9 protein-coding genes are annotated in these 8298 nt (G+C 58.7%); 3 read left to right on the top strand and 6 right to left on the bottom strand.

Annotated features, from left to right (window positions below):
- On the bottom strand, window positions 1–479 hold a 479-nt coding region (locus tag VL003_RS11715), incomplete at its 3' end, for a hypothetical protein (RefSeq protein WP_325442684.1).
- Window positions 480–547: 68 nt separating this feature from the next.
- Entirely contained in the window at window positions 548–2272 is a 1725-nt protein-coding gene (gene msbA / locus VL003_RS11710; RefSeq protein ID WP_414708298.1) for a lipid A export permease/ATP-binding protein MsbA, read from the bottom strand.
- Between the two features lie 167 nt (window positions 2273–2439).
- Between msbA and VL003_RS11705 the strand changes: the two genes are divergently transcribed.
- Genes VL003_RS11705 through VL003_RS11695 form a run of 3 tightly spaced genes read left to right on the top strand, consistent with a single transcriptional unit; the run spans window position 2440 to window position 4461 of the window.
- Window positions 2440–3408: a glycosyltransferase family 9 protein gene (locus VL003_RS11705; RefSeq protein WP_325442680.1), complete on the top strand. Its 969-nt coding sequence runs from the start codon at window positions 2440–2442 to the stop codon at window positions 3406–3408.
- A gap of 3 nt (window positions 3409–3411) precedes the next feature.
- Entirely contained in the window at window positions 3412–4176 is a 765-nt protein-coding gene (locus tag VL003_RS11700) for a YdcF family protein (protein WP_325442678.1), read from the top strand.
- Between the two features lie 3 nt (window positions 4177–4179).
- Window positions 4180–4461: a YkgJ family cysteine cluster protein gene (locus VL003_RS11695; protein ID WP_325442676.1), complete on the top strand. Its 282-nt coding sequence runs from the start codon at window positions 4180–4182 to the stop codon at window positions 4459–4461.
- 70 nt (window positions 4462–4531) lie between these two features.
- Here VL003_RS11695 and VL003_RS11690 read toward each other — a convergent pair whose 3' ends face one another.
- From VL003_RS11690 to VL003_RS11675, 4 genes are all read right to left on the bottom strand, one after another.
- Window positions 4532–5689 (bottom strand): glycosyltransferase family 4 protein, encoded by a 1158-nt coding sequence (locus VL003_RS11690; protein WP_325442674.1) that lies wholly within the window; start codon window positions 5687–5689, stop codon window positions 4532–4534.
- Between the two features lie 182 nt (window positions 5690–5871).
- Window positions 5872–7017: a glycosyltransferase family 4 protein gene (locus VL003_RS11685; protein ID WP_325442672.1), complete on the bottom strand. Its 1146-nt coding sequence runs from the start codon at window positions 7015–7017 to the stop codon at window positions 5872–5874.
- On the bottom strand, window positions 7010–7747 hold the full coding sequence (locus VL003_RS11680) for a polysaccharide deacetylase family protein (protein ID WP_325442670.1): 738 nt from the start codon (window positions 7745–7747) through the stop codon (window positions 7010–7012). The genes VL003_RS11685 and VL003_RS11680 overlap by 8 nt, the downstream gene beginning before the upstream one ends.
- On the bottom strand, window positions 7744–8298 hold a 555-nt coding region (locus tag VL003_RS11675; protein WP_325442668.1), incomplete at its 5' end, for a glycosyltransferase family 2 protein. The genes VL003_RS11675 and VL003_RS11680, both read right to left, overlap by 4 nt.

Here is an 8298-nt window from a genome sequence, read left to right as displayed (position 1 = left end):
TCGTCTGTCTCTTCGGGCGGGGTTTCGCCAGGGCACAGATCCGGATGCAATAGCGCGTTGTACAGCGCAGTGACCTTAGCCTTATCCAGGGCGTAGTAACTATAGAGTTGAGCCTTGGTAGAGGCCTCACCACCTTCGCGCAGAGTGACGCCCAGCACCTTGGCCGGTGCGTGCTGCGTCAGGGTCAGTCCCAATACCATCATTTTGTTCCACTCCCCTGCTTGCGCCCCCTCGCTCAGCGGCTGGGTCACCCTGGCATAACTTGGGTGCATCTCGTCGACCTTGAACTCCAACCGAGAGTCGCAACGCGCCTGTTGTTTGAACACGGCACGCTGAATTTGAACGAAGTCCATGGGCAGGGTGCGGACGTCGCGCCGGTACGAGTCGGTTTCGAGCTGATGCAAACCGAGGCCCTGCTCGGAAGTTGCGCATCCAGCCAACAACAACACCGTGGCAATCGACAAGGCGGCTTTGTTCATGGTGATCCTTGATGGGGTTTTACAAGACGATGAAAGTGAGGAAAGTCGATTGTATAGGCATGCAAGCATCAACCGACCTCTTTGAACTGCATGCGATACAGTGAAGCGTATAAACCACCTTGTGCCAGCAGTTCGTCGTGGCGGCCTTGTTCGACAATCCGTCCGGCATCGAGCACCAGAATCTTGTCGGCTTTCTGGACGGTAGATAAACGGTGGGCAATGACCAGAGTCGTTCGCCCCGACATCAGGCGCTCGAGCGACGACTGCACCTGGTGCTCCGATTCGCTGTCCAGCGCCGACGTGGCCTCGTCCAGGATCAGAATGGGCGCATTCTTGATCAGGGCTCGCGCAATGGCCAGACGTTGGCGTTGACCACCCGACAAGGTGTTGGCGTTCTCGCCCACCTGGCTGTCCATGCCGTGGGGCAGGCTGTCGACAAAGTCGGCCAGGTTCGCGGCCTCGAGCGCGCTTCGGATTTCCTCGCGGCTGGCGTCGTGCAACGCCCCATAACCCACATTGTCGGCCACTGTGCCGTCGAACAACACAACATCTTGGCTAACCAGCGACAATTGCGAGCGCAAACTGCGCAGCGTGCATTGTTCAACAGGAATGTTGTCGACCAGCACCTGCCCGCTGGTGGGCGCGACAAAACGCGGCAACATATTGACCAATGTTGTTTTGCCACTGCCCGAACGCCCTACCAGGGCCACGGTCTGGCCCGGCTCGGCCGTAAACGAGACATCTGAAATCGTGTCCGCCTGCGCATCGGGAAAGCGATGCACGATATTGCGAAACTCAACGAGCCCGCGCACCGGACTCGTGAACTCGTGTTTTCCGGTATCGACCTCAGGCGGATAGTCGACAAGGGTAAACACACTTTCGGCCGACACCAGCATGCGCTGCATGGCGCCGGCGATATTGGTCAGGCGCTTGAGCGGGTCGAAAATTTGCCCCAATGCTGCCATGAAGGCCGCAAAACTGCCGACGGTAAGGCCTTCGTTATTGGCTTGATACAAGGCGACCGCAATCACCGCCGACACCGACAAGCCCACAAAAAACTGGGTGATGGGGGACATGGCAGCATCGGCCGACACCGCCCGCATTGCGAAACGGCGCAGGCGCCCATTGACATACTGGAACCGGCCCGACTCGCGATCGTACCCGTCGAACAGCTTGATCACCCGCTGCCCGTCAATGGCTTCACCCACCACCCGGGTCAATTCGGCGTTCATGTTGATGGTGTCGCGATTGATCCGACGCAGGCGCTTGATGAATATGCGCGACACATACACCGACAGCGGCAGCATGAGCAATACGATCAGCGTCAATTGCCACGACATATACAACAGTACGGCAAGCAACGCCACGACGATCATGGTCTCGCGAACAATGACGGTAATCACCTCGGTTGCCAAATTGGTAACGTTGCTGGCATCGATCGTAAAGCGATTAAGCAAGCGCCCCGTATCGCCTCGTTTGAACTCGGCGTCAGGCAAGCCCAGCAAGCGCTCGAACATCTCGCGGCGTATGCCCAGCAACATATTGTTTGCCACCCAGGCCAACACATAATTACTGGCAAAAGTACATAAGCCCCGTATCAGCATCAGGCCGATCACAGCCAGGGGAATGGCCCATACGTAGTAGGGCTTGGCGCCGCTGAAACCGTCGTCGAGCAACGGCTTCATGATTACCGCCAAGGCGGGTTGTGTGGCAGCGCTGACACTGAGCAGTAAAGTGGCAACGACCGCCGCCTTCCAGTAAGGCCCGAGCCGGGAATAAATGCGTCGCCACATTTCGAAACGTACCGGCGCCGCGTGCGACGGCTCAATGGAAGAGGCTGAACTCAAGGATGGACTCACTTCTATGCTGATGAATCAAAGAGCGTAACATTTTAACGTTCTTGAAAATCGGTTGATAATAGACGCCAATATTATTCGACCGCAGCAATCTTTTTTGCATCATGCCTAATTATTCCGCCATTTACGTGCGCCTGCCCAATTGGATCGGCGATGTCTGCATGAGCCTGCCCTGCCTGCACGTACTGCTCAATACCGGCTTGCCGGTCGTGGTCTGCGCTCGGCCGTGGGCCAAAGATCTGCTCTCGGGTTTTCAATTGGCGGGTTTCGTCGAAATGAGCGGACGCTGGCGAGAAGATCGCGCCCACTTGGCCGCCTTTCGCAAGAAAGCGCGCCATACTCATGCGCGTGGACTGATCCTGCCCGACTCACTGTCCAGTGCCCTGGTGTTTAAGTTTGCCGGCATTTCCAGCGCGGGTTACCGCGACGACGGCCGTAGCCTGCTGCTGCGCTGGCCCCTATCCAAGCCCAGTCCCTCGGTACACGCTGCACAATCCTGGTTTCACCTGACGAGCCAGGCGCTTGATCGATGGAAGCTGCCTGTCATGCCCGCCCATCTTCCCGCCACCCTGGGTCTGGAAACCACCAGCCTGCACGAGGAACAGGCTCAGGAAGCCGTTCGTGCAGCCGGCCTGACTCCCGGAGGGTTTGTCCTGATCGCGCCGACCGCAACAGGGCTGCACCGGGGCAAAGTCAAAGTCTGGCCACATTTTGACGCCCTGACCCGGGAGCTTCAGCGACAAGGCCACACAGTTGCCATGTGTCCGCCGGCAGCCGAGCGCGAGGCCGCGCTTGAAACCGCGCCTACCGCTCTTTGTTTGCCTGCGCTCGGGCTAGGAGCATTTGCTACACTGAGCCGGCTGTCGGCGCTGGTCATCTGCAACGACTCAGGAGTCTCGCATTTGGCGGCCGCCGCCAACGCACGCCAACTCACCCTTTTCGGCGTTACCGATATGCAACGAACAGGGCCTTGGTCTCCCAACGCCCGATGCATGGGTTCGCTTAATCAATGGCCCACGCTTGCCGAAGTACTTGATCAAGTCGCCCAGATCACAACAGAAACCGTCCTGTAAAGCATGTCTCTTTCGAGCTTTCTTGCCAATCTGGTCATCCCGTTGAATCTGTGCATCACGCTGCTCGTCATCGCTGTCGTGCTGCTGATGCTCAGGCGGCGTCGCATAGCGGCCGTGCTGGCCGCCCTGGGTCTGGCATGGGCGCTGTTTTGGTCACTTCCGGCATCGTCGCTATGGGCGGGGGGCCGCTTAGAGCAGCTTTATCCGTACACCGCCGCGGCCCAATTGCCTCCGGCCCAGGCGATTGTCGTGCTGGGCGGCCATACGGCCGGCGGCCGCCCCAATTGGTTCGAGCCCTATGAACGCGAAACGGCACTCACGCGAACCGACTCAGCCATACGTTTGTACAGGGCTGAGCGCGCCCCGCTGATCTTGTTGTCGGGAGCGGCTCTGGATGGCTCGCAAAGCGAGGCCGAGTCCATGGCCAATACCTTAAAAAAGAACGGCGTGCCGGATCAGGCCCTGCTGCTGGAGAAGAGCAGTTTCAATACGTATGAAAATGCCGTTTATTCGGCTCGTATCCTGAAAGAATTAGGCATTACGCGCGTGCTGCTGGTCACTTCGGCGCTTCATATGCCACGCGCCATGGCAGTGTTCAGCAAGCAGGGCCTGACACCCATTGCCGCTCCGTCGGCTCCTCAGATCGTGGTGCCCGACGACACGGCGTTTTCCTTCTGGTTGCCAGATGAACGATCTTTTTTTGCCTCGCGCTCTATCATCAAAGAATATGCCGGCCTGTTAGTGTATTGGTTGCGAGGCTGGATCTAATCCATGACCACATCCAGCACACACTGCCGTACCCACTGCGGCGCATGTTGCATCGCCCCGTCCATTTCCAGTCCGATACCCGGCATGCCGCAGGGCAAGCCCGCCGGCGTACGATGCATACAGCTGGACAAGAACGAGCAATGTCTTATTTTTGGTCGGCCCGAACGGCCTTTGGTATGTGCGTCGCTGCAACCCAGTGCAGCCATGTGCGCAAACACGCGTGAACAGGCAATGCACTGGCTGACCAACCTCGAGTTACTGACAACGCCCGAAGCACGCTATTAGCCCGTGGCTTTAGGGTTGCATAAAACCAAGCGCCGGGCCTGGCGCGGGATCAGCCGACAGCCTCGTCGGCCTAGGCCATGTCGGGAACGCGTGCAACACGCACAGCCGAACGCAAGGCGCTGGTTTCGCGATATACCTGCTCGGTCTGGTCCAGAAACACGGGCACCGAAAACATGGTTTCGGCTCGATTCCTTGCCGACGCACCCATTGCCGCCAATTTTTTCGGACATTCGTTGAGTATCGCGCGCAGCCGCTCTCCCAATGCCGATACGTCTCCCACGGGCACCATCCAGCCTTCTTTCTCGTGACGAATGCCTTCAGGCAGCCCACCAGCATCGGACACCAGCCCCGGCAACCCCATTGCCATGGCTTCATACAGTGCATACGATGCCGCTTCGCGATACGACAACACAAATCCTATGTCGCACGCGCCAAGAATGGGACGCACATCTTTGACCAAGCCGGGAAACACCACCTGGGAACCATCCAAATCCAATTCAGCCAGTGTCGCAAGAACGTCCTGCGAGGGCGGATCTCCGGCGACGACCACGCGAATACGGGATCGTAAATGCGGCGGCAGCTCGGCAATGGCCTGCACCAGCAGCATCCAGCCCTTTTCAATATCGGTGCCACCGGTACTGCCAAAAACCAGTGCGTCTTCGGGCAAGTGACCAAAAAGCTGTTCGCGGTATTGCCGGCGCTGCTGTGCATCAGGCGGAGCAAAATGAATGGCATCGACACCGTGATATACGACGTGGATCGCCCGTTTTCGGTAGCAGGAGTGGGCCAACTGGGCCGCCACATATTTGCTGACGCCTATTGCCCCGTCGGTGCCGAACCGCGCTCTCATCCGCTGACCGAAACTGTCGATGCGATTGGTGTTGTGCTTGGTCCAGACAATAGCCGGCGGATGACGTAAACCCAGGCGAGCCAGCATGACGTGCCGATGATCGGCACTGCCGTTTACATGCACGAGATCGAAACGCTCGCGAGCCAGAAAACGCCTGAGACGAAGCACTTCGCGCAGCAAGGTTAACGGACGAGACGTGTACAGGCCCGGTAGGACTCGAATGCCCTTGAGGGCGGACGCACGCTGAAACAAACGCCCGGTGGGCGGAACAGCCAGCGTCACGTCGCAACGCTCTTTCAGCCCCGCGATCAACCCAAGAATATAAGTAACATGGCCCCCGCCGTTGCCATGATGAATATCGGTAATTAGTATTTTCATCAGCCGACGGGACGCTATCGCCGACCCGTTACGTTAAAGCCAAAAACGATACAAATTGTAGGGAGTTGAAGGCGGCAGGACAACCGCTTAACGGAAAACCAGCGGTGAAGTAGGCGTTTTCACCACACAAGGGCCCCGAGAACCGGGGCCAATGAGAAAAACCTTAGGGGGGTGAAGGCGTACTAGGTACGCTCGGTCAGGACTTCGGCGTATAACGCTTCGTATTGTGCCGCTACACAGGGCCAGCTGTGCCGGGCCACCACCTTCGCCCCGCCGGTGCGCAAATGGTTGCGTAACTGGGGGTCGCGGTGCAAACGGGCAATATCGGCGGCCAGTTGCTTCGAGTTTTCGGGGTGATCCAGTACTAATGCCTCGGCGCCCGGCGCAACATACTGCGCAAAACCACACCACGGAGCCGGGCTAAGCATGACCGGCAAGCCAAAAGACATGGCCTCAAGGGGTGCCATGCCAAAGCTGTCGTTCAGGGTCGGGTGCACATAGACATCGGCCGCTTGATAGTATGGCGCCACGTCAGAGGTTTCGCCCAGCACTCTTACTCGAGACGTTAAATAACCGATATCGCGATTGGCGACATGTGCGCGGGCTGCAGCGTTGCCGCCCACCACCAGCAGCTTGATCTGCGGCGGCAGTTCGGCCAAGGCATCAAGCACTGTGGGCAAGCCTTTACGCAGTGGATTACGGGCCACCAGCAGACAAATGAAATCGTCGTCGGCATAACCCAGCGCTTGGCGCGTGGGCACACGTTCGCTTGGGTCTTGGGCCAGGACCGCAGCCACGCCAGGAGGGATCACCGGCACGTCGGTGAGGTTGGGATACGCCTGCTGCAACTGCTGCGCGATCAGGCCCGACACGGCAACCGTACGGTGCCCTGCCCGAGGCGCCACGCGCCTCTGCTCAAGGTGCAAGTAAGCTTGCACGCGCAAGCTGATATAAGACAAGCTGCGCTTGAGCCAGGGCAGCGCACGTACGCGCCAGTTATAACGCACAGGGGTAACGTGCACGACCTCGACATTGCCGCACCAGCCGTTCATGTGCGAATGCACAATGTCGTAGCCCGTTCGCGTAAGACGGCGGGCGCGAAAGGCAAACAACAATACACGCACCCAGCTCGGCCAGTGTTTCCAGCTTCGAATGGGCACGAAAGGCAACTTCAGGCTGCAGGCTTCATCGTACTCGCGTGCGAAGACCGTGATGTCGTGGCGGGCCGCCAGTTCCCGCATCAGTTCGACCCCGTACGCCTCAGCGCCTCCGAAACGGCTGCCGAAGCGGTCGACGACAAAGGCGATTCGAAGGCGGGGCTCAGGCATGACGTTTTTTTTCCTCGAGGCGAGTCAGACATTTCTGTAGAAAACGCACAATATGCGTGGAACGGGACACCGTAACGCGTGGCAGGCCATACGGGTCATCAGCAGATTGCGCCAGCCCGCCGCTGGTCGTTGTGGCATTGGTATAGCCTGCCTGTCGCACCATGTCGCGCAGCGCTGGGGTTTCGTGGCCATAGGGGTAGCAAAACGCCGTTACCTCGGTATCCAGAAGATCTTGCAGCTCTAGGCGCGACTGGTGGATTTGCGTTTTGGCGGCTGCGGCATCAAGATCGGGAAGATTAGAGTGATCAAGCCCATGCGAACCGACCTCTTGGCCACCCGCCACCCACGCGCGCGCCTGCTCATGCGACATCAACGCAGACGGCGGAACACCGTTTTCAAGGTCCCACACATTGCTGCCGCCAAAGTTGCGGGCAACAAAGTAATTGGTCGAGGTAAAACCCATCTCGCGCAGTATGGGCAAGGCATTATCCAGCACATTCACGTAGCCGTCGTCGAAGGTAATGCCAAACACCTTGCCCTGTTTCACTCCTTGCAAATACGGCAGCAAGTCGTGCATCGACAGGCCCTGGTAGCCCAGGCGGCGCATCCAGTACATCTGACGGCGAAAACTGGCGGGGTGGACGGTAAGCCCCCGGTACGGCGTACCTTTAGGGGCCGGCTGACCGATCTGGTGATACATGAGGATGGGAATCATGGCGGCGGACTTCATTTTCGTGCTGCCAGAAAATAAAGCTTGGCATAGCGAAAGAAACTTCCACACGCCGCAGTGACGGCCAGAATGAAGCCTTCTCGGCCGTCAAGGAACCCACGCCGAATCAAATAAATACGTATGAAGGTCCAGACGGCGTGGCCCACTGCCCCCAGCACCGACGTGCGGCGCCCCTTTGCGTGCATCATCTGCGCTGCGTCGCTGGAGTAGCGATTGACCTTGGAAATAAGCGCGGCCATGTCCGCATAGGGGTAATGCAGAAAATGAGCCTCCAGCGTGGCAACGCTGCCCTGGGCCTGCACACGCTCGTGAACGGCGACATCAGTAAATCGTGCCGTACCCCGCTTGAACAATCGCAACACATGGTCGGGCCACCATCCGCTATGACGGATCCAGCGACCGCAAAAATTGGAAAGCCGGGCCATTTTATAAGCCTGCGCTACGGGCCGGGCCATGGCTTGCTGAATGGCCTGAGCCAGTTCAGGTGTCACGCGCTCATCGGCGTCGATCGACAGCACCCATTCGCAGGTGGCCAGGTCAAGCGCCCGAGA

This window comes from Pusillimonas sp., assembly GCF_035515275.1.
GTDB lineage: Bacteria > Pseudomonadota > Gammaproteobacteria > Burkholderiales > Burkholderiaceae_B > Pusillimonas.
This window is presented reverse-complemented; position numbering and strand designations above follow the sequence as displayed.